Annotated in this window: 17 protein-coding genes; 10 read left to right on the top strand and 7 right to left on the bottom strand. The window is 31.6% G+C overall.

All coding sequences use genetic code 11. From position 1 onward, the window contains the following. Window positions 1–2: 2 nt before the first annotated feature. The 3 genes from FIA58_RS17135 to FIA58_RS17125 all read left to right on the top strand — a co-directional run bounded on the left by FIA58_RS17135 (window position 3) and on the right by FIA58_RS17125 (window position 6,324). Window positions 3–830 carry an RHS repeat-associated core domain-containing protein gene (locus FIA58_RS17135; protein WP_317167928.1) on the top strand — a complete coding sequence of 276 codons (828 nt, stop codon included), beginning with the start codon at window positions 3–5 and terminating at the stop codon, window positions 828–830. A gap of 603 nt (window positions 831–1,433) precedes the next feature. Continuing rightward, a complete protein-coding gene (locus FIA58_RS17130; RefSeq protein WP_140963917.1) occupies window positions 1,434–2,132 on the top strand; it encodes an IS1 family transposase in 699 nt (232 codons plus the stop codon). 271 nt (window positions 2,133–2,403) lie between these two features. Further along, complete coding sequence (locus tag FIA58_RS17125; RefSeq protein WP_140963916.1) at window positions 2,404–6,324, top strand: T9SS type B sorting domain-containing protein; 3,921 nt, start codon at window positions 2,404–2,406, stop codon at window positions 6,322–6,324. Window positions 6,325–6,403: 79 nt separating this feature from the next. On the opposite strand, the gene rsmI is transcribed toward FIA58_RS17125, so the two are convergent. Next, the gene (rsmI, locus tag FIA58_RS17120) at window positions 6,404–7,081 is read right to left on the bottom strand and encodes a 16S rRNA (cytidine(1402)-2'-O)-methyltransferase (RefSeq protein ID WP_140963915.1); all 678 of its coding nucleotides are present in this window, start codon (window positions 7,079–7,081) and stop codon (window positions 6,404–6,406) included. 1 nt (window position 7,082) lies between these two features. Further along, window positions 7,083–7,937: a hypothetical protein gene (locus tag FIA58_RS17115; RefSeq protein ID WP_140963914.1), complete on the bottom strand. Its 855-nt coding sequence runs from the start codon at window positions 7,935–7,937 to the stop codon at window positions 7,083–7,085. A gap of 102 nt (window positions 7,938–8,039) precedes the next feature. On the opposite strand from FIA58_RS17115, the gene FIA58_RS17110 reads away from it, so the two are divergent. The 7 genes from FIA58_RS17110 (at window position 8,040) to FIA58_RS17080 (ending at window position 17,670) form a co-directional block, all read left to right on the top strand. Further along, complete coding sequence (locus tag FIA58_RS17110) at window positions 8,040–8,642, top strand: thymidine kinase (protein ID WP_140963913.1); 603 nt, start codon at window positions 8,040–8,042, stop codon at window positions 8,640–8,642. Continuing rightward, complete coding sequence (locus FIA58_RS17105; RefSeq protein ID WP_140963912.1) at window positions 8,643–11,087, top strand: bifunctional UDP-N-acetylmuramoyl-tripeptide:D-alanyl-D-alanine ligase/alanine racemase; 2,445 nt, start codon at window positions 8,643–8,645, stop codon at window positions 11,085–11,087. A 70-nt stretch (window positions 11,088–11,157) separates the two neighbouring features. Then, window positions 11,158–11,562 carry a large conductance mechanosensitive channel protein MscL gene (gene mscL, locus FIA58_RS17100; RefSeq protein WP_140963911.1) on the top strand — a complete coding sequence of 135 codons (405 nt, stop codon included), beginning with the start codon at window positions 11,158–11,160 and terminating at the stop codon, window positions 11,560–11,562. 156 nt (window positions 11,563–11,718) lie between these two features. Beyond that, the gene (locus FIA58_RS17095) at window positions 11,719–12,708 is read left to right on the top strand and encodes an aspartate-semialdehyde dehydrogenase (protein WP_140963910.1); all 990 of its coding nucleotides are present in this window, start codon (window positions 11,719–11,721) and stop codon (window positions 12,706–12,708) included. Between the two features lie 91 nt (window positions 12,709–12,799). After that, complete coding sequence (locus FIA58_RS17090) at window positions 12,800–13,141, top strand: hypothetical protein (RefSeq protein ID WP_140963909.1); 342 nt, start codon at window positions 12,800–12,802, stop codon at window positions 13,139–13,141. Window positions 13,142–13,235: 94 nt separating this feature from the next. Beyond that, complete coding sequence (locus tag FIA58_RS17085) at window positions 13,236–15,440, top strand: TonB-dependent receptor (RefSeq protein WP_140963908.1); 2,205 nt, start codon at window positions 13,236–13,238, stop codon at window positions 15,438–15,440. Between the two features lie 97 nt (window positions 15,441–15,537). Then, window positions 15,538–17,670: a prolyl oligopeptidase family serine peptidase gene (locus FIA58_RS17080; protein ID WP_140963907.1), complete on the top strand. Its 2,133-nt coding sequence runs from the start codon at window positions 15,538–15,540 to the stop codon at window positions 17,668–17,670. A 76-nt stretch (window positions 17,671–17,746) separates the two neighbouring features. Here FIA58_RS17080 and FIA58_RS17075 read toward each other — a convergent pair whose 3' ends face one another. From FIA58_RS17075 to FIA58_RS17055, 5 genes are all read right to left on the bottom strand, one after another. After that, window positions 17,747–18,547, bottom strand: a complete 801-nt coding sequence (locus tag FIA58_RS17075) for a TIGR00266 family protein (protein ID WP_140963906.1) — start codon at window positions 18,545–18,547, stop codon at window positions 17,747–17,749. 122 nt (window positions 18,548–18,669) lie between these two features. Continuing rightward, complete coding sequence (locus FIA58_RS17070; protein WP_140963905.1) at window positions 18,670–19,632, bottom strand: fasciclin domain-containing protein; 963 nt, start codon at window positions 19,630–19,632, stop codon at window positions 18,670–18,672. Between the two features lie 16 nt (window positions 19,633–19,648). Then, the gene (locus tag FIA58_RS17065; protein ID WP_140963904.1) at window positions 19,649–20,533 is read right to left on the bottom strand and encodes a hypothetical protein; all 885 of its coding nucleotides are present in this window, start codon (window positions 20,531–20,533) and stop codon (window positions 19,649–19,651) included. A gap of 170 nt (window positions 20,534–20,703) precedes the next feature. Beyond that, window positions 20,704–21,021, bottom strand: coding sequence for a hypothetical protein (locus tag FIA58_RS17060; protein ID WP_140963903.1), 318 nt, complete (start codon window positions 21,019–21,021; stop codon window positions 20,704–20,706). 232 nt (window positions 21,022–21,253) lie between these two features. Next, complete coding sequence (locus tag FIA58_RS17055) at window positions 21,254–22,270, bottom strand: hypothetical protein (RefSeq protein ID WP_140963902.1); 1,017 nt, start codon at window positions 22,268–22,270, stop codon at window positions 21,254–21,256. Window positions 22,271–22,328: the final 58 nt, after the last annotated feature.

The following is a 22,328-nucleotide window of genomic DNA, read 5'->3' as shown; positions in this document are numbered from 1 at the left end:
CTATTGCTCGATGGGTGGTGCAAGATCCTGTTATTCATGAAAATTTTTCTCCATATAGTGCTTTTGATAATAATCCTGTATTTTGGGCTGATCCTTCTGGAGCTGATGCTGAAAGCGATTATAATTGGAAGACTGGTGAATATAAAAGTGGTTCTTTTGAAGCTGCTATGGCAAATCAGGACTTGAATACTGACGGAACTACTAAAAGTAGTAATTCTTCACCTGACAATGACATTACTTTAGATTCAGATGGGAAAGTTACAAATATTGTTTTCAATGACAACAAAGTAGATAGATATTTTGATGAAAACGGGAATCAACTACACTTAAATGACTATAAATTTGACCATATATGGGCGGATGCCCCTGTTAACAACCAATTATATATAAGTATAAGTAGTTCTTTTTTAGGTAAACTTATTGCAAAGGCAGGATTTATCAGTAACAATGTCACCAATATGTCACAAAGATACGCGGAAACAGCTATAAATTCTCATGGGGTTGCAGATTTTGGCTTCAACCAATTAAGAGATCTATTCAAAATGTACAATACTGAATATGATGGAAATGAAGGTGGAAATGGAGCTTTTTTCAGAGTTGAAGGACAAAAAAGCATTTATAATTTTGCAGATTTTTCACAATTTATTTGGGGAGCTTGGATGAGAGTTAATAATTTTTCTTTAGCAGAAGCAAAAGCTGGAGCCCATTTTAATAATTTCATCTCTACTTTACTTTCAACAGATAGAACTGGAGGTATTTTTGACTCTAATGCTGACCAAAGAGCTATTCAAAATGGTTTTAATTACGCTAATAATCTACTTTCAAAATGAGTAATAGAATAAAAAAAGCTTCGTACGTTAACATTATATCTTTTATAATAATTTTAATTGCTGCATTAATTCAATTGTGCTTGAAAGGAGAATATCATATTTATAGAAGAATAAGAGCGATATTAGGTTATTTTATAATAATACCATCTATAATAATATCTTTTATAGGAACATTAGAAGTTTTAAAATATTATTTGAATAATAACTTTAAGAAACCTTTTAAATGGTTATATCTTACAGTTCCATCATTGTTTATTTTATGTTATTTTCTTTTTACAATAATATTTATTCTAATTAAAAGTTGCTTTTAAGAGGGGTAATGTCACAGAGTTAGTGATAGCTATTTTCGGTAATGTTGCAGAGTTAGTGATAGCTATTTTCACAGAAGCTAACCAATTAAAAATTAAATTGAAATTTAAAAAATGGATAGAAAAGGAACGCAATATGGCGTTCCTTTTTGTGTGGTAATGTTACAGAGTTAGTGATAGCTATTTTCACAGAAGCTAACCAATTGAAAATTAAATTGAAATTAAAAAAATGGATAGAAAAGGAACGCACTATTGCGTTCCTTTTTGTGCTATACAATGTCTTAAAACGAAGAAAATGATAAAAAAGTCGACCTCGTGTATTAGAATTAGTGATACTGGTATTTGTCCACATTGTATTACTAAAAACTTAGTCAAAAATGGCTTTACCAAAAATAAAAAGCAACAGTTTTATTGTAAAAATTGCTATAAAAGAAGTATCGATTTTTATTGTTACAAAGCCTATAAACTAAATACAAATGCTAAAATAATTCAATTTATAAAAGAAGGTTTAGGGATAAGAAGCACAGCAAGAATATTACAAATTGCAACTACTACTGTTTTGAAAAGAATTATTGCCATTGCAAAAAAGATTCCTAATCCTATTTTCTATAAGAATAAGATGTATGAAGTAGATGAAATGCGTTGTTATTTAAAGCGAAAAGACAAACCCATATGGATTGTGTATGCTTTAGAAAGAAAAACAAAACGTGTGGTGAGTTTCAGTTTAGGAAGAAGAACCAAAAGAACTATTCAGTATGTAACTAATTCTTTATTACTTTCAACTCCAAAAGCCATTTACACTGATGGTTTGGTGCATTACAAATCTTTATTAGAAACAGCGGTTCATAAAGTAAATCGTTTTGGCACCAATCAAATAGAAAGAAATAATCTATCGATGCGAACCCATTTAAAACGGTTGCAACGCAAAACCATTTGCTTTTCTAAAAATTATAGTATGTTGCAATGTGTATTGCGTATTTATTTTTGGAGTTGATATTTTACTTTTTCAACAACTTGAAAAAAATATTTTTTTCCACGTTTCTCTTATTTTAAAGATTTCTCAAAATTTAGAACTAAAATTTATTAATCCTAAAATATAAATATCACAAAAAAAGTGTCTTTTTTTAAGGATATAACAGAATCATCCTTTTTTTCCTAAATCACCTTAAGTGATTCATTTTTAATACTTAAAAACAAAAAAAAGTAGTTTTTTTGAATTGTTTGAGTGTGTGTTTTATTTATCTTTATTCAAACAAACTATTTTTATGAGAAAATTTTTACTCCTACTCTTATTCTTTTTTTGTGTGTCTATAACTGCACAATATGCCACTAAACATTACATAGCTCCATCTCCATGGCAATACTGGAGTAATGCCAATGAAATTGTAATTGCTACCACTGATACTGGATCTGTCACCGTAACACTAAAAAGAAGTAACGGAACATTGATTACAACACTCACCGTTACAGCTTCAAATCCTGTTTCTTATCGTTTTGTAGGCAATCCTACTTCTGTTTTTAGAAATGCAATAAATACTACTACATCTGACAGAGGTTTATTTGTTGAAGCAACCGCACCTGTTTCTATAAATCTAAGAAACATAGCTTCAGACACTGCTGGAACAAGTAACGCTACAATTAAAGGGAATGCTTCGCTAGTCAGTTTTGGGAATGAAGGTATTGGTCTTGCCTTTCGCTTGGGCTATTATCGAAGCAGTTATATTGGCATTGAGAATAATGCTCCTTTGTATTCTGTAATGGCACTTGAAGATGGCACAACCATTAGTCTTAATGGCACAACGCTAACTACTTTAAATACTGGACAAAGTAGGCTTTTTACCGCTACAATGGGTTCTTTATTAACCGCTAACAAACCTATTGTAGCAAATGTTGGTACTTATGGGGATATGCCTCAAAGTTGTAATGGAAATGGTGAAGATGGAACTGTTGATCAAATAGCTCCCATCAACAAACTAGGGAAACAATATATATTGGTTAGAGGAAATGGAACACCAGGAACAGGATTAAATTACCCCGAGCAAAGTACAATTATCGCATCAGAACCTAATACTTCTTTAAATATAGTTAATTTTGACGCGACAGGAAATCAAATCTCTTCAACCACACAGGTTTTAGCAAATGCAGGGGATTATATCTCTATTTTTCATGGTAATGCACAAAATATCTATTCTTCAACCTTTGTAAACGCAACTAAACCAATAGTAATTTATTCCGCAACTGCAGTAGATTGTGAAACAGATATTTCTACTGTTTTTCCAATAGGTGGATGTGCCGGTTCAACCCATATTATAACTACAAAATTCATTAGTTACGACAACACTAATTTACCTTACTTTGGTTATACTATCTTAGAAAGCGCGACTGAGCCTGTATTAATTAATGGAACAAATATGGAAACTCTTACAGGTAATGTAAGAATTCCTATAGGTAATACTGGTTTTTATATGCTTCGTTTTACCAATATAACTATCGGAAACCCACAATCCATAACCATTACATCAAATGCTAGATTAACTACCAGCATCATACAACAAGGTTCTGGTTTTTCAATGTCGGGTTTTTTTTCTGCTTTTAGCGATAGTCCAGAGCCACCAGCAGAGATTACCAGTAATTCTTGTTCAACTACTCTAGAAACTACACCTGGTCTTGCTCCATATCAATGGTATCTAGATGGTGTACTAATTCCAAATGCTACTACAAATACGTATGTTGCTTTAGAAACAGGTAACTATAGTGTTATAGGTACTCGATCTTGCGGATTAACAGCTCCTTCATCACCCATTTTTATTTCTATTACTCCCTGTGGCGATTTAGAAGTTGAAAAAGAAGTTGTTTCCATGATTGGCGACGAAGCTATCTTCCAAATTACAGCTTCCAATATAGGAAATACTGATGATACTGCTGTTGAAGTTTCCGATTTACTTCCAAATGGATATCAATTTGTTTCTGCTACATCTAGCACTGGTACTTATAATACAGTTACAGGTATTTGGATTATAGGAAATTTAAATAGTGGTCAATCTGAAACTTTAACTATAGTTGCAACTATAAATGATTCTGGGAATACTGTAAACACTGCTACTATTACTGGTTCTAATACTGATATTGATACTAGCAATAACACCGCACAAGCCACAGCAGAAAGTAGCATATTGTCCTTGACTAAATCTTCTCAAGAAGCAACATACTATAATGTAGGTGATGTAATTGTTTATGATTTAGTCCTAACCAATACGGGTCAGGCTACTATTTCAAACATTCTCATCTCTGATGCAAATGCAGATATAGGAAGTATTACTCCAGCTACTATTTTAAGTTTAGCAACAGGAGAAAGTATCACGATTAGTGCTTCACACACAGTGACCAGCTCGGATGCTCTTACTGGAAATGTGATCAACCAAGCTCTAGCTAGTGGTTTTAATTCATTAGGAGAAACCATTAGTACTCTTTCAGATGATCCTGAAACAACTACTCTTGATGATGCTACTGTTACACCTATTGTTTTAAACAGCGACTTGGAGGTTGTAAAAACAAATAATCAAAGTGTTTACGCTCCTGGCACAACAACACAATATGAAATAACGATTACAAACAACGGCCCAAGTGATGCTTTAAATGTAATGGTAAACGACCCTATTCCTTTAGGAATAACTCAAATAACTTGGAGTGGTAATTCTACATCAGGTACTGGAAGTCTCACGGATATTATTCCCTTGCTTTTAAATGGTGAAACTGTGACTTACCTTGTTACAATGGATATTCCAAATAATTATACTGTGAATTTGACTAATATCGTTTTCGTTTCTAGTTCAATTCCTGACCCAAATCCAGATTGCCCACAATGTACAGATACAGACACTGAATGCGTCCCTCCAGCGGTTCAAACTCCAACCCCTATTATGGAATGTGATACTAATGGGAATGGATTGAAAAGGATTAATTTGACTACTAAAAATGATGAGATCATCTCTCCAAACGCAGGTCTTCTATTCACTTACTATTTAAATACCAACGATTTAAACAATGGAACTGCCATTCCTGATCCTGAAAATTTTCAAATGACAACACCTTATACTCAAAGCTTACTAGTGCAAATTACAGATACTATAGGTTGTAAAACAGTTGTGGATTTAACAATACAAATCTCAGCAATTCCATCACCCGTTTTGCTTTTAGAGGATGTCCTTTGTCAAAATAACCTCAATTCTTACAATGTAACGATTTATGAAAACGAAATTTTGAATGGAGAAGTAGGAACATTCATTGCAGGCTATTTTACTAATCTCTCCAATGCTGAAAACGACACCAATCCTATTCCTAACCCAAACAATACCAGCATTACATCTAATGAAGAAACTATTTATATAAGAGTAGAAAATGCTTTAGGCTGTTTTACCATTTCAACAGTACAACTTACTGTAATTCCTTTAACAGTAGTTGATTTAGCGGATATGTTTTCTATTTGTAACAATGCGAATGGTACTTTAATTTCTCCTGCCTTTATAACAACAGGCTTATCTACTACCGATTATACTTTTTTATGGTATAAAGACGGACAACTCCTCTCAACTACAGATTCAAGTTTAATAGCTACTCTTCCTGGCTCCTATACTGTAGAGGTTAGCAATAATTATGGTTGTCCATCTGGCTCAGATACTACCACTGTTATTCTATCCAATGGTCCTGAAACTTTTACAGCTTCTCTAGTTACTAGTTATTTTGCTGAAAATGCAGTTGTTTTTGCACAAGCTACTGGAACTGGAAACTTTCTTTATTCTCTAGACAATGGATCAGAGCAAGAGGAAAATTATTTTTCTAATGTTTCCTCAGGAATGCATCATGTTAGCGTGAGAGACAGTAATGGTTGTGGTGGTATTTTAACTGTTGAAATTATGGTTATTGATTATCCTAAATTTTTTACTCCAAATGCTGACGGTTATAATGACTCTTGGAATATTTGGGATTTAAAATCGCAACCCAATTCGATTATTTACATTTTTGATCGTTATGGCAAATTATTAACTTCTATAAAACCATCAGGTGAAGGCTGGAATGGTAATTATATAGGACACGCTTTACCATCAACAGATTATTGGTTTAAAGTAATTTATCTTGAAAATCATGAGCAAAAAGTATTTAGATCCCATTTTTCTATGAAGCGCTAGTTTTTATGCCATAATCTATTACTTATAATCTAAAAAGACGAACCGAGTGGTTCGTCTTTTTATCTCTTAAAGTTAAAAATTACTTCAAACTCTTTCCAGCTACACAAACTACTATTTCTCCTTTAGCAGGTTTAGCCTCAAAATGTTTTAAAACTTCTTCAGCTGTGCCACGAACAGTTTCCTCATGTAATTTCGATAATTCACGAGAAACAGAAACACGTCTGTCGTTTCCAAAATATTGTATAAATTCAGCTAAAGTTTTGTTTAGTTTGTGAGGAGAAACATAAAAAATCATAGTTCGCGTTTCTTCAGCTAAAACTAAAAAGCGAGTTTGCCTTCCTTTTTTATCGGGTAAAAAACCTTCAAAGACAAATTTATCATTGGGCAAACCACTATTTACTAAAGCAGGCACAAAAGCGGTTGCTCCTGGTAAACATTCTACTACTACTCCATTTTCTACACAAGCACGGGTCAATAAAAATCCTGGGTCAGAAATAGCTGGTGTTCCTGCATCACTAATCAAAGCAATGGTTTCTCCCGCTTGCATGCGTTTTACTAAATTTTCAACGGTTTTATGTTCGTTGTGCATATGATGACTATGCATTTGTGTCATAATTTCGAAATGCTTCAATAATTTTCCACTATTGCGTGTATCTTCTGCCAAGATTAAATCGACTTCTTTTAAAACCTTAATAGCTCTAAAAGTCATATCTTCTAGATTCCCTATTGGCGTTGGAACTAAAAATAGTTTTCCCATGTTAATTAAACTTTCGCTCTATAATTTCTAAGAAACGAGTTTCATATTCTTCTTTTCCGTCCCAATTGTTATAATCTGGTCTTACAAACTCATTGATAAAACTTCTGGCTTCTTCAAAAGAGTCAAATGTATTTAACTGTGATAATACGCGATTTAAATCCTGTGCACTTCCTCCAAATAATTTCTTTTCAAAAGCGATGCGATCATTTAATCCAAAAGAAATTCCCCTTGTTAACTTGTCATTTAAAGACATCGTTCTAGGTTCTTCTTCAATAATTTCACTTTTTGACGGTTCAATTTGCTTAGGTTGAACTTCTTGAGGTTGATTTTTTTCAACAATCTGTTCAGTAGGCTTTTCAAAGTCTTCTTCAATTTCAATAACAGGTTCAGTTACAGTTGTTACTTTTTCAAAAGAAACTTCTGTTACTTTTTCAACTTCTTTCGGAACTTCTTCTACCTTAACAAAACTTACATCTTTGTAGTCATCTATTAAAACTCCATCGAATAAAGCGGGTTGTTCTTTTATATCATCTTCTTTAAGAATACGTTCTTCTTCTATTTTTTCTGTTACAGGGGCAATTTGCTGTACTTTTTCATCAATTTGCTCTACCTCAACTGTTTTTTTCTCAACTTCGCCTTCAATTTGAGGTGTAGGATTTTCTAATTTAGCTTCTATTTCTTCTTTTGAAATCTCTTCTTTCAGTACTTCAAAATTTTCTTCGTAAAAACGCAATACGGTTAATTGCTCATATAACTTTCTAGCTTCTTCCTGTAATTGTTTCGTTTCTGATCGATTTTTTAACTTTAAAACACGATGAGCAATACTGATTAATTCGGCTTCTAACTTTTTCTTCATAACTTTATAGAATAGAAATTGAATATATGGATGGTTTTTTAATAAATTTGTTCCAATTACAAAAATAGCAGAAAATACTATTAATCGACTGAAAAAAACAAAATGTTTCTAGAAAATACTGTAAATCAATCTGAACAATTTGGCTGGATAGAAGTTATCTGCGGGTCGATGTTTTCAGGCAAAACGGAAGAATTAATTAGACGTTTGAAAAGAGCCCAATTTGCCAAACAAAAAGTAGAAATTTTTAAACCCGAAGTAGATACTCGTTATCATGATGAAATGGTAGTTTCTCACGATGCTAATGAAATACGTTCTACTCCTGTTCCTGTTGCTGGAAATATTCGTATCCTTGCACAGGGTTGTGATGTAGTAGGGATAGACGAAGCTCAATTTTTCGATGATGAAATCGTTTCGGTATGTAATGATTTAGCTAATAGTGGTATTCGAGTAATTGTAGCAGGTTTAGATATGGATTTTAAAGGCAATCCATTTGGTCCTATGCCTAATTTAATGGCTACAGCCGAATATGTAACTAAAGTCCATGCTGTTTGCACGAGAACTGGAAATTTAGCCAATTATAGTTTTAGAAAATCACTAGATGAAAAACTAGTTTTATTAGGAGAAACAGAAGAATATGAACCTCTTAGTAGAGCTGCTTTTTATAAGGCTTTAAAAGAAAATAAAGAGGCTAAAGAAAAAGAATAAGTGACATTCTCTATAAAAAATATTATATCCTACATTCACGCTAAACCTTTTGGTTCATTTGACGATTTTATCATAGAAAACATTTCTATCGACAGCCGTTCTTTGCAAAATAATACAGGTACTTTATTTTTTGCACTTAAAGGTCAAAATCATGATGGGCATCACTACATTGAACAACTTATTCATAAAGGAGTTCGTTATTTTGTTGTTGAAAGTTTACCTGAAAACTGCATTGGAAAAGCACAGTTTTTAATCGTTGAAAATACAACTATCGCCTTACAAGAAACAGCAAAATATTACAGAAATTTATTTGACTTCCCTGTTATAGGAATCACAGGAAGTAATGGAAAAACGATTGTAAAAGAATGGCTCAATTATCTTCTAAGTCCCGATTATTCTATTGTAAGAAGTCCAAAAAGTTACAACTCTCAAGTAGGTGTTCCTTTATCTGTTTTTGGTACGAATGAAAATCACAACTTAGGAATTTTTGAGGCTGGTATTTCACTAAAGGGAGAAATGTTGCATTTAGAAAGCATTATAAAACCTTCAATAGGTGTTTTTACTCATATTGGAACTGCTCATGAAGATGGTTTTACAAATCCCGAAGAAAAAATTATTGAAAAAACACAACTCTTTATCAATTGTGAGGTTGTCATTCTTCAAAAAAATGATAGTATTGAAAAACACATTCAAGCAACATGCTTTACTTGGAGCTTCACAGATGAAAAAGCTACTGTATTTGGAACAATTGGAGAACAAAAAAATGGCATAACGAATCTATTAGTCACTTATAACTCCCATACTTTTCTAATAGAAATTCCTTTCCAAGACTCGATTGCACTAAATAATGTAATGACTTGTGTAACTACCTTACTATACTTAAAAGTAGATACAGCAATAATCGCTAATAGAGTTAGAAACTTATACCCTGTTGAGATTAGATTACAAGCTAAAAAAGGGATAAACAATTGTGTTCTAATTGATGATTCGTATTCTTCGGATTACCAATCTTTGAAAATAGCATTGGATTTTTTAGAACAACAAAAGTTACATCCAAAGAAGACTATTATTCTTTCTGATATTTTTCAAGGCGGCTTGCCTATTGAAAAACTATATGAAAAAGTCGCTTTAGCTATCCAAAATAATAAAATTGATAGAATTATTGCAATAGGAGAAACTATCTCTAAATATTTATCAGAATTACCCAACGTAATCTCTTTTAGTTCTACAAATGATTTTCTAAAACAGTTTAATACTCAATCTTTTCAAAATGAAACGATTCTTATTAAAGGCGCTAGAAGTTTTAATTTTGATGAAATTGTCGTTTTACTGGAAGAAAAAAAACATGAAACGGTATTAGAAATTAATTTAGACGCTATTACTAATAATCTGAATTTCTACAAATCCAAATTACTACCTAACACAAAGGTTATGGTAATGGTAAAAGCATTTGGATATGGAAATGGTGGTTTCGAAATAGCCAAATTACTAGAACACAATACCGTTGATTACTTAGGTGTTGCTTTTGCTGATGAAGGCATTGAACTTAGAAAAGCCGGAATTATGCTTCCTATTATGGTTTTAAATCCAGAAAACAGTAGTTTTAATGCTATGATTGCCTATGATTTAGAACCCGAAATTTATTCAATCACTGGTTTACAAGCTTTTCTTAGATTGGCTCAACAAAAAAACATAAACTCATACCCTATCCATATCAAATTAGATACAGGTATGCACCGCTTAGGATTTGAAGAAACAGAAATAGACACTTTAATTTTGCTTTTAAAGAATAATAATTTTGTAAAAGTAAAAAGTGTGTTTTCTCATTTGGCAGCTTCTGACAACACTGATTTTAATGATTTTACCCAAAAACAATTTGATCGCTTTAAGCGTTGCTCTGAAAAATTAATTTCGGAATTAGCTATTAAACCTATTCGTCATATTTTAAATACTTCTGGTATTTTTAATTATGCTAATGAAATGCAATTGGAAATGGTTCGGTTAGGAATTGGTTTATATGGAGTGGGAAATTCAAAAACAGAAAATGAAAACCTTCAAAATGTAAGTACATTAAAAAGTGTTATTTCACAAATTAGAGTAGTCAATGAAGGAGAAAGCATTGGCTATAGCCGAAAATTTATGGTTAATGAAGAAATCAAAGTAGCAACAATTCCAATTGGTTATGCAGATGGCATTAGAAGAGCCTGGGGAAATGAAAAAGGATATGTGATGATTAACAATCAAAAAGCAACTATTCTAGGTAATATTTGTATGGATATGCTAATGGTTAATGTTTCTTCAATAAATTGCCTATCTGGTGATGAAGTAATTATTTTTGGACAAAAACCAACAGTAAATGAAATAGCTACTACAACCCATACAATTGCATATGAAATTCTAACGGGAATTTCTCAACGCGTGAAACGTGTTTTTTACAAAAACTAAAAAATGTATTACTTTTTTTATTAAATTAGCCTAGCAGAACAAATTAACTAACTAAAATACCCAAAGAATTATGTTAAAGGAATTTAAAGAATTTGCAATGAAAGGAAACCTAGTAGATATTGCTGTAGGTTTCGTAATGGGTGCTGCTTTTAATAAAGTAGTTTCTTCTTTCACTGGAGGTATTGTCTCTCCACTAATTGGTTTAATTTTCAAATCAGACTTTAAAGATTTAAAATTTGTAATTCACGAGGGAGTTGTTAATGCGGAAGGTATAATTGAAGGTGAAGTAGCTGTTTTATGGGGCGAATTTTTAACTAATGTAATTGACTTTATTATTGTAGCTTTCGTTATGTTTATGATTGTTAAAGGAGTGAATGCTTTTAAGAAAAAAGAAGCTGCTGCTGCACCAGCTCCTCCAGCAGGACCAACTCAGGAAGAATTATTAATTCAAATTAGAGATTTATTAAAAAAATAGATAATCCGCTATACTATATATTCTAACTAAACCCTGAACTTGATTCAGGGTATTTTTTTAAAAAAAAGTTATATTTATAAAGTTTTGTGAAATTTTAATTTTGTGTAAGCTGTACCAATATTATTGCATATTTTTGCACTACTAAATTTACAAATAATGAAAGTAGCTGTAGTAGGTGCTACCGGAATGGTAGGCGAAATAATGCTAAAAGTATTAAAAGAAAGAAAATTTCCAGTAACTGAATTAATTCTTGTGGCTTCAGAAAAATCTGTTGGAAAAGAAATAGAATGGAATGGAAAAACCTATAAAGTAGTTGGTTTACAGACTGCAGTAGATATGAAACCTAAAATTGCGGTTTTTTCTGCTGGTGGAGAAACCTCTTTACTTTGGGCTCCAAAATTTGCTGAAGTTGGCACAACTGTCATCGATAATTCTTCTGCTTGGAGAATGGATAACACAAAAAAATTGGTAGTTCCAGAAATCAATGCTTCTATTCTAACTAAAGAAGATAAAATAATTGCAAACCCAAATTGTTCTACTATTCAAATGGTAATGGCTTTAGCACCTTTACATTCAAAATATAAAATTAAACGTGTAGTTGTTTCCACCTATCAGTCAATTACTGGAACAGGAGTGAAAGCAGTTCAACAATTAGAAAATGAATATACTGGAACAAAAGGAGAAATGGCTTATAAATATCAAATACACAGAAATGCTATTCCTCAGTGTGATATTTTTGAAAATAATGGCTATACAAAAGAGGAGATGAAGCTCGTGCGCGAAACTCAAAAAATATTAAATGATAAAACCATAGCTGTTACTGCTACTGCTATTCGTATTCCTGTGGTAGGTGGTCATAGTGAAGCGGTAAATGTTCAGTTTGAAAATGATTTTGACGTTTCGGAAATAAGACAAATACTTCACAATTCATCTGGAATTACTGTACAAGATAACATAGATACCTTCACTTTTCCAATGCCTCTATATGCTGAAGGAAAAGACGATGTTTTTGTAGGAAGAATACGTAGAGATGAAAGCCAACCAAATACCTTAAACTTATGGATTGTAGCTGATAATTTAAGAAAAGGGGCTGCAACAAACACTATTCAAATAGCAGAATATTTAATTGCTAATAAGCTGGTTTAAAAAAAGTTTTTTATAAATAAATGTTAAAAGAGTACTATTTTTTGTGTACTCTTTTGCTTTTAAAACTACAAACTCGTTATATTTGCGTTGAATGAAACAAAAGATTGCCATACTAAACTTTGTATTAATGCTTTCAGTTATACTAGCTGTGAGTTATCAATCTTTGCATACAGTATTTCACCACACAACTCATGAAAAAAATTCTGAAATTTCAAACTCAAATGATGAGCATGAAAAAGTAAGCTCAAGTTTAGAAAAAGAGCATTGTGATGTATGTGATTTTAAATTTGCTTCTTTTCTTTCTCCGAAAAATTTTACTTATTCTTTTTTCTTTCCTTTTAAAGAAAGCCCTTATTCTTTTAGTGTAAAAGAAGCTTTATCATTCTTTACTGGAAGTTTATATTCCTTAAGAGGCCCTCCTTTTTTAATTTAACATATACTAATTGCTTGTTTCAAGCAAAATAGAACACAAATAACAACTGTATTATTTGTGCTACTTCTTTTATATACTATTAAATTAAAATTAAATGAAAAATACAATTTTATACATATTGCTATTGGTAGCAAGCTTTACTTATTCTCAAAATACCCTTTCTGGAAAAATTATATCAGAAAACAAATCTCCCTTACAAGGTGTTGCTGTTCACATTATAGAAAACAATTCTTTTACCGAAACAGATATTTATGGTAATTACTCCCTTCAAAATGTACCTAAAGGAACTATTACTATTGTGATTTACTTATATGGTTACGAACAAAAAACTGAAAAAATAAATAGCAATCAAACAACAATTAAACTTGACTTTACTTTAGCTGAAAAAGAACAACACCTAGATGAAGTAGTTGTTTCTACATCATTTAACAAAATACAATCGCAAAATGTAATGAAAGTAGAACACCAAACTGTTAAACAACTTCAAGAAAATGGTGCTTCTTCCTTAATAAATGGTCTTTCAAGTATTCCTGGAGTAAACCAAGTTTCTACGGGTGCTTCCATAGGAAAACCAGTAATTAGAGGATTAAGTCCTAATCGTGTTTTAGTGTATGCACAAGGTGTTCGTTTGGAAAATCAACAATTTGGAGAAGAACATGGCTTAGGACTAAGTGCTTCTGGTATTGAAAGTGTAGAAGTAATTAAAGGGCCAGCTTCTTTATTATATGGCTCTGACGCTATTGGTGGTGTTTTATATTTTAATCCTGAAAAGTATGCTCAAACTAACTCTTTTGCAACCAATGTTAATCAGCAGTTTTACAGTAATACACAAGGTACAAACACTTCCTTTGGCTTTAAAGCTTCACCTAATAATTGGAAATTATTACTTAGAGCCAATTATAACTCACAAGCCGATTACAAAATTCCTACTGGAGATCACATCATAAATACCCGTTCCATAGAAAAAGATTTGAAGTATGGAATTGGATATGCTAATTCTCATTTTTCAACTGACTTAAGATACAATTACAACAATTTAAATTTAGGTTTACCAGAAGAAGATATAGAAAATTCTGGTTTTAGAAATCCGTTATTTCCAAAACAAGATATCGACAATCATATTTTAAGTTTGAATAATAAAATTTTCTTTAAAAACTCTAAAATCGAAGCTGATTTTGGCTATATTTTCAATAATAGAAAGGAATTAGAATCTATTGATGAAATAGCGCTTCATATGAAATTAAAAACAGCTAATTATAATATCAAATATTATTTACCGAAATGGAAAAACTTAGAAACTATTATTGGTACACAAGGAATGCATCAAACCAATGCAAATTTTGGTGAAGAATTATTAATTCCAGATGCAACCCTTAATGATTATGGTGCTTTTATAACTACAAATTATGAGTGGAATAAAAATGCTATTCAAGCTGGTGTACGTTTCGACAAAAGAAACATAAACACTTCAGAACATGGAGTTATTGGAGAAGAAGGTTATTTTGAAGCGATAGACAAACAATTTAAAAGTTTTAATTTTGCCTTGGGATACAAAACAAACCTTACTGAAAAAATAATTTCTAGAATTAATTTGGCTTCTGGATTTAGAGCTCCAAATTTAGCCGAATTAACCTCAAACGGGGTTCATGAAGGAAGTAATCGATACGAAATTGGTAATCAAAATTTAAAAAACGAGCAAAATTTTCAAACCGATATAAATCTAGAATATAGTAGTGAGCATTTTGAGTTTTTTATCAATGGTTTCTACAATCACATTAACAACTACATCTATATTTCACCTACTCAAGCAATGATTGATGATAATGATGTGTATGAATACCTACAAAGTAACGCTTCACTTTATGGAGGAGAAGCAGGAATTCACTTTCATCCTCATCCTTTAGACTGGTTACATATAAGAAGTAGTTTCGAAAGCGTTACTGGAGAACAAGAAAATGGTGCTTATTTACCTTTAATTCCTGCCAACCAATTCAAAAACAATATTCGTACAGAATTTTCAATTTCTAATTGGTTTACAAAAAACTACTTTTTCACTCAAATAAACTATACTTTCAATCAAAATAATGTTAGTGCTTTTGAAACCAAATCTTTAGATTACACCTTGGTGAACATTGGTTTTGGAGGGGTTATAAAATTAGTTAAAACCAAATTTAATGTATATTTGAATGCCAATAATCTTTTAGACAAATCCTATATAGCTCATTTATCTCGATTGAAGAATGATGGTATTCCAAATATGGGTCGAAACGTAATTTTAGGATTAAATTTTGATTTTTAAATTCAAATTTAAAAGCAATTACCTTCTGAATTAGGTTTTAATTAACAATTTTTTATGCACCAATTACCTATTTTTGTAAGCAACTAAATCCAAACCAATGAAAAAATCGATAATTTTTCTTTTAGCAATTACAACTTTTGTTAGCTGTAAAAAAGAAGAAAAAAAAGAAATGAAAGAACAAGACATGAGTGTTATTTATCCTGAAACAAAAAAAGTAGATACTACAGACACTTATTTTGATGAACAATTACAAGACCCTTATCGATGGTTAGAAGATGACCATAGCGAAGAAACTAAAGCATGGGTGAAAGCTGAAAACGAAGTTACATTTGGTTATTTAGAAAAAATACCGTTTCGTAATACTTTAAAAGAAAGAATGGAAAAATTATGGAATTATGAAAAAATTTCTGCTCCATTTAAAGAAGGAAATTATACTTATTTTTCTAAAAATAATGGTTTACAAAATCAATCTGTAATATATAGGAAAGACAGTTCTGACAAAGAAGAAGTTTTCTTAGACCCAAACACTTTTTCTAAAGACGGAACTACCTCATTAGGAGGATTAAACTTCTCAAAAGATGGAAGTTTAGCAGCTTATGCTATTTCTGAAGGAGGAAGTGACTGGAGAAAAGTTATTGTTTTAAACACAGAAACTAAAGAAATCATAGGAGACACTATTGTGGATGTGAAATTTAGCGGTATGTCTTGGCACAAAAATGAAGGTTTTTACTATTCTAGTTATGATAAACCGACTGGAAGTGAGCTTTCTGCTAAAACTGACCAACACAAATTGTATTTTCATAAATTAGGAACTTCACAGAAAGAAGATAAAATTATTTTTGGTGACAACCTGAAAAGAAGATATGTAGGTGGTTATGTTACAGAAGATGAGAATTATTTAATTATTTCTGCTTCAACTTCAACTACTGGAAATGAATTATATTATAAAGATTTGTCAAAAAACGGTCCAATTGTAAATATTGTTGACAATTTTGAAAGCAACAATGGAATTATTGATAATGTGGGAACAAAATTTTATGTTTCAACAGATTTCAAAGCACCTAATCAACGTGTGGTAACTTTCGATTTAAACAATCCAAAACAAGAAAATTGGGTTGATTTTATTCCTGAAACAGAAAATGTATTATCTTCTTCAACTGGTGGTGGTTACATTTTTGCTAACTATATGAAAGATGCCGTTTCATATATTAAACAATACGATTATGAAGGCAAATTAGTTCGTGATATTGAATTACCTGGAATAGGCTCTGCTGGTGGTTTTGGTGGTAAAAAAGAAGAGACTACTTTGTATTATTCGTTTACCAATTATACGACACCAGGAACCATCTATTCTTATGACCCAAAAACAGGAAAATCTACCATTTATCAAAAACCAAAAGTAGATTTTAAATCCGACGATTACGAATCAAAACAAGTCTTTTATACTTCAAAAGATGGTACAAAAGTACCCATGATTATTACGTATAAAAAAGGAATTGAGCTAAATGGTAAAAATCCAACCATGTTATATGGTTATGGTGGTTTTAATATTAGTTTGACACCAAGTTTTAGTATTGCCAATGCTGTTTGGTTAGAAAATGGAGGTGTTTATGCTGTACCTAATTTAAGAGGTGGAGGAGAATATGGTAAAAAATGGCATGATGCAGGAACTCAAATGCAAAAACAAAATGTATTTGACGATTTTATTGCAGCAGCAGAATATTTAATAAGAGAAAAATATACTTCATCTGAGTATTTAGCTATTTCTGGTCGTTCAAACGGAGGTTTACTAGTAGGAGCAACTATGACACAAAGACCTGATTTAATGAAAGTAGCTATTCCTGGAGTGGGTGTTTTAGACATGTTACGTTATCATACTTTTACTGCAGGTGCTGGTTGGGCTTATGATTACGGAACAAGTGAGCAAAGTCAAGAAATGTATGCTTATCTAAAGGGATATTCTCCTGTTCATAATGTTAAAGCAGGAACAAAATATCCAGCTACTTTAGTAACTACAGGCGATCATGATGACCGTGTTGTTCCTGCGCATAGTTTTAAATTTGCAGCAGAATTACAAGCCAAACAAACAGGTCCAAACCCAACTTTAATTCGTATTGATGTTAATGCAGGTCATGGAGCTGGAAAATCAACTGAAGCAATTATACAAGAATATGTAGACATTCAAGCTTTTACACTTTACAATATGGGTATAAGAGAATTAAAAAAATAAAGAATTTATAGAATAACTAAAAAATCCGTTTCATGTGAAACGGATTTTCTAGTTTATATTGCTATGTTAACATTTTTTAAAAACTATTATCACCATCTAACATTCTCCCTAAACCACCCAATAAGCTTCCTTCTCCTTTATCTTTTCCTCCCATTTGTGGAGCTGCCTGTAAAACCCTGTCTGCTAATCGACTAAAAGGTAAAGATTGTATATAAACTACTCCAGGTCCTTTTAGTGTAGCGAAGAAAACACCTTCTCCTCCAAAAATGGTATTTTTTATTCCGCCTACAAATTCAATATCATAGTGTATATCTTTGGTAAACCCAACAATACAACCTGTATCCACTTTTAAAACTTCACCTGCTTGTAATTCTTTTCTAGCTAATGTTCCTCCCGCATGAACAAATGCCATTCCGTCTCCTTCTAATTTTTGCATGATGAAACCTTCTCCACCAAACAATCCTCTTCCTAATTTTCTTGAAAAATCAATTCCAACAGAAACTCCTTTTGCTGCACATAAAAAAGCATCTTTTTGGCAAACAAACTTACCTCCATATTTATTCAAATCAATAGGTACTATTTTTCCTGGATATGGAGATGCGAATGAAACTTTCTTTTTTCCATATTCTATATTTTGATAAGCAGTCATAAACAAACTTTCACCAGTTAAAACTCTTTTTCCAGCAGATAAAAGCTTTCCAAAAATACCGCCTTCTTGTTTGCTTCCATCTCCAAAGATTGTTTCCATTTTAATTCCATTATCCATCATCATAAAGCTGCCTGCTTCCGCTACTACTACTTCTTGTGGATCCAATTCGATTTCTACATATTGCATTTCTTCACCAAAAATTTGGTAATCTATTTCATGTGCTTGCATAATTTTATTTTTTTTGGTTATATACTATTAGACGAGAACATTTAAAAAAAGTTACGATTCCATTTTTTAGGAATAAAAAAAGCCCCACTTATACAGGGCTTCTTCTCTCAAAAAAATTATTTTTATGGCAGTAAAACTCTATCTATAACATGTACAACTCCATTACTACACTGAATATCAGGAATAACCATGTTTGCAGGAACTGTATTATTATTTCCTAAAATAGTAAACACCCCATTTTGAAAAGAACTATAGGTTAATGTATTTCCTCCTGCTGTTGTTGCAGTTGTACTAGTTTGTTCAGAAGTAAATGTTCCTCCATCACCAATTGCATGGTTTAATAAAACTTCTTGTAAAAATGTTGGATCAGCGTTAGCAACATCTTCTACAGTATTAAAACCAGCTGCTTTGAAAGCAGCATCTGTTGGAGCAAAAACAGTAAAATTATTAGCTGGATTAGCTAAAACTGGTGCTAAACCAGAAGTCACAACAGCCTGAACTAGGAAAGTAAGTTCTGGTGTTTTGAATACTTTTGCATCATTTAACAATAAAGCCGATTCAACAATATTAACTCCTGTAGCAATCATCACTTTATCAATCGCATGAACAGTACCATTACTTGCTGAAACATTTGTCAAGATAATTTTAGATCCGTTGATATATAAATCATTACCTCTAGCAATGAAGCGTCTATCAACTCCTAGTGCAGAAGTAGAAGTATTTCCTTCAGCTATTTGATTAGCAAATAAATTACCATTTGAAACGTGATACAACAATGTACTTGTTAAAAAATCATTTTGCAAAACGCCTAAACTCCCACCGTTTACTAAGCCTAATTTAGCAAATGCATCATTTGTAGGTGCAAAAACGGTATATGCTCCTGCTGGATCATTTGGATTACTATTACTTAAAACTCCAACTACTCCTCCTTGAACAGCTGCTGCTTCAAGCGTACTAAAATTTGGGTTAGCCACTGCAATACCTGCAATACTTGGTGTTTGATCTTCATAATCTGTATCACAGGATACAATTGTAATCATTGTAGCAATTGCAACAAAAAGATTTTTATATATTTTATTTTTCATTTTATACTTTTTTTAATTAAAATTTGTAAACCATTCCACCATAAAAACCAGTTGCTTTACCAATATTTCTACCTGCTACTAGAGTACTAGCACCTGCAGCAATACCTAAATCTTCGTATACTGGAACATATGCGTTTAAACCAATTTTAGTATAATTTACTTTTGTAATTGGAAAAAATCCTTGAAAACCTTCTCCAAATATATCTACACCTCCTGTAGATTTTTGATTTGCTAAGTAACCATCTACATAGAAGGCACTTGCAGCATACCCTAATTTAACTTCTGTTGCGATAGAATTTGGAACCTCTTTTGAAGCGAAATTTCCTGCTAATTGTGCAGAAGCGAAAACACCAGAATTCATTTTAAACATTGCCATACCAGTTGTACTGATTGTTGTACTTCTATTCCCTATTGCAATAATAGATTGAACACCTTCTTCAACTTTATAATTACTTAGAGGTGTTTTTAAGCCTAAAGCACCTATAAGACGTAACGATGAAGATCCAAAATCAAAATAAAACGGATTGTATTTTACGAAAATAGAAACATCTTGAAAACCTTTTCTTTCGTTTTCTATGTTTAAATTAGTTAATACTTCTTGAGAAGCACTTCCTTTTGCAGTTATATAAGGTAATACTAAAATAACATCAATTTGATCCGTAACTCCATATGTACCATAAATTGAAGTACTTGATATTTTCACCTCATTAAATACAGGTACTCCATCTACTTCTTCTGGAATAAAATATACTTTATCATACTTTTCTGAACTATAAGAAAGTGAAATATTCCCTTTCCCTTTCCCTTGCATAAATCCACTAATTGGACTTTGCGAATAAGCTGAATTAACATATGCTAATGTTGTGACAGCTAAAATTAATAGTAATTGTTTTTTAATCATAATATTTCATCGTTTTAGTTTTACACTTTTATACACTTACGAGAAAACTCTAAGTCTGGTTTTAAAAAAAGTATAAAAAAGATTAAAAACTATTTTAAAGGTAATTTAAGAGCATAAAAAAAGCCGAAAAAATTTCGGCTTAAAAATTTAAAGAATGATACTCTTTACTTTTATTTCATTAGGTTAGACAATTTTAATGTTTTACCACACATCTCTTTTGTGATTTTAAAAATAACATCTCCCTTTTTGCCACTTTCGGCCCATCTAACTTCTTTACCAACATTACATCCAATACTAGTTTTTGAACCTTTATTTAAAGAAACAAATCCAGTTCCAGTGTAAATAGACACTTTGTCTTTAGTATCATTAATCAAAGAAAAGCTAGCGCCTATATTTTTTTCAATTGAAGATTTACTAGTTTCAAGTGCATTAAAAGAAACTAAAACAAAGCTGAAGCTCACCAACATTATTATTGCTATTTTTCTCATATTATTTAATTTAGTTTTTAATTATTTTTCGAAGTCCTATTGACCCATTTTCTAATTCTAAAATTAGTAAATAAATTCCATCCGGATAATTTGAAATTTGTAAAATACTGTTTTGAGTTTCTAAAAGGAGTCTAGTCTTCCCTTTAATGAATAAAGCACTTCTTTTTTAATTTATTCTTTAACGTCAATATTTATTAGATTATTTGCGGAATGTTTTTATTCTGATTTAAAACTAGTTTATTGTTATAGTACTACCACAACCTGAATTTGCACTATATACTTTGGTTTTTGTTGAACTATACGCGTTACTACCTCCAGATTTGGTTACAGTTTGTAAATAGCCATCTGTATCACAGTTCCAAGTTGCTGTTCCACCACTACTAATCTTAGTACCTGGATTACGACTTCCAGATTTACCTACGTAAATTGTACGTCCTGAATTATTTCGAAGCGTAACTTTATTTTTTGTTTTTGATGCTTGATAATTTGCTTCATTCTGTTTTATTCTTCGCTGCAAATCAATATACTCTGGTGTTGCTTTTATAGAATCATTATACCTCTTTATTTCTTCATCACCTGCTTCTCTACTACGCTTAATTATGGCAATATCTGCTTTGTCTTTTGAAGTTAAAGGATTGGCTTGTTTTGCTTTCATAGCAGTTACGTAGTCATTAAATATTTTTTTGATATTTACCGTCTTGATATATTTATGGGTTGCTGAATAACCCGAAGATTCAAGTTTTGATTTCATTCTGTTTAAAAAACCACCTTTTTTCTTTCCTTTATTCTCTTTTGATTCTGAACGGTCTTTAACCACTACATAAATAGCTCTAACATCTTCTAGCTTTGGAACACCTTCATCTGAAATGTCATCTATTTTAAACAACATATCATCAATAGCCATATAGCCATCGTCTGTATAATCATGTTTTATAGTCATTACATTTGGGTAACTATCTACTCTACCATAATCACTTATTTCTGTTTCGCTAAAACCACCATAATCTGCAGAAACTGGTTTAGCTTCAAAACCTACAGGCTGTCCTGTTACTAGTTTTGTTACTGTTATTTTAACAGCAGGTTCGCCTCTTACGATATCGACAGTTCCATCGTCTTTTATAGATATGCCTGAAAAACCTTCATAGGTTACTGTTTCTCCATTAGCCTCAAGGGCTTCGTAAAAATTTTTTTGAGCTTGTGTTAAGGTTGTTGCAAAAATCAATGCAATAGTGACTATTATTTTTTTCATAATACAAAATTTATTTTTTAGCGTTATTATATAGTATACTTACCCAGTTCGCTAACAC

Origin of the sequence: Flavobacterium jejuense, assembly GCF_006491595.2 — a bacterium.
Taxonomy (GTDB): Bacteria; Bacteroidota; Bacteroidia; order Flavobacteriales; family Flavobacteriaceae; genus Flavobacterium; species Flavobacterium jejuense.
Note: the sequence above shows the minus strand (reverse complement) of the source record. Positions and strands in the feature narration are given on the sequence as shown.